General features: G+C 60.6%; 1 pseudogene. It reads right to left on the reverse strand.

Annotated features, from left to right (window positions below):
- Positions 1–896 (reverse strand): annotated as a pseudogene (locus tag BST27_RS30640) (pentapeptide repeat-containing protein); the annotation flags it as partial.

Genomic DNA, 896 nt, shown 5'->3' on the forward strand with positions numbered 1-896 from the left:
TGGCGATACCGGAGATGGCGTTGCCGAGGTTCTGGACGCCGGACAGCAACGTGCCGGAGTTGTACCAGCCCGACGTCAGCGCCCCGTTGGCGTTGGCAAAGCCCGAACTCAGATCGCTCGAGTTGAAGAACCCGGACGTGCCGGTGGCATTCCCGTTGAAGAAACCCGACGACACCGTTCCGGAGGAGTTGCCGAAGCCGGACAACCCCGGGATGCCCAGTTGGAGTTGGCCAAGGAAATTCATCTGGATGGGCATCGCGAAGTCCGCCCCGTATACGACGTCCATCAGGACGATCGGGTTGATGACGATCGGTTCCACGATTGCGGACGGGACAGTTCCGGAGATGGTGACGAGGCCAAGCGCATTCATGTTGACCGGAACGTTGACAATGATCGGGTAGACGGTGATCGGGTCGAACTGACCGGTGATCGGGATCGCCACGTTCGTGTACGCCAGTAGGTCGATCGGAATCGCCGGGAAATTGAGCGTGATGTGGTAGCCGTCCGCCCCTACGTCGTCGCCCAGGTTGAATGCGCCGAAGTTCCTGCTGCCGGTGTTGAACGAACCGGTGTTGATGTCGCCGACGTTGGCGAAGCCGGTGTTGATACTGCCGGCGTTGAAGCTTCCGGTGTTCAGGTGACCCGAGTTGGCACTGCCGGTGTTGAAGCTGCCGACGTTGAAACTTCCCGTGTTGTTGCTGCCGGTGTTGCCGAAACCGGCGTTGCCGCTGCCGGTGTTGCCGATACCGGTGTTGGCGACGCTGGTGTTGCCGATACCGGTGTTGTACTCACCGGTGTTGCCGATACCGGTGTTGCCGATGCCGGAGTTGAACAACCCGCGGTTACCGGTGCCGGAGTTGAACAACCCGACGTTGTCACTACCGGCGTTCAACCCA

Origin of the sequence: Mycobacterium intermedium (assembly GCF_002086275.1) — a bacterium.
Taxonomy (GTDB): Bacteria; Actinomycetota; Actinomycetes; order Mycobacteriales; family Mycobacteriaceae; genus Mycobacterium; species Mycobacterium intermedium.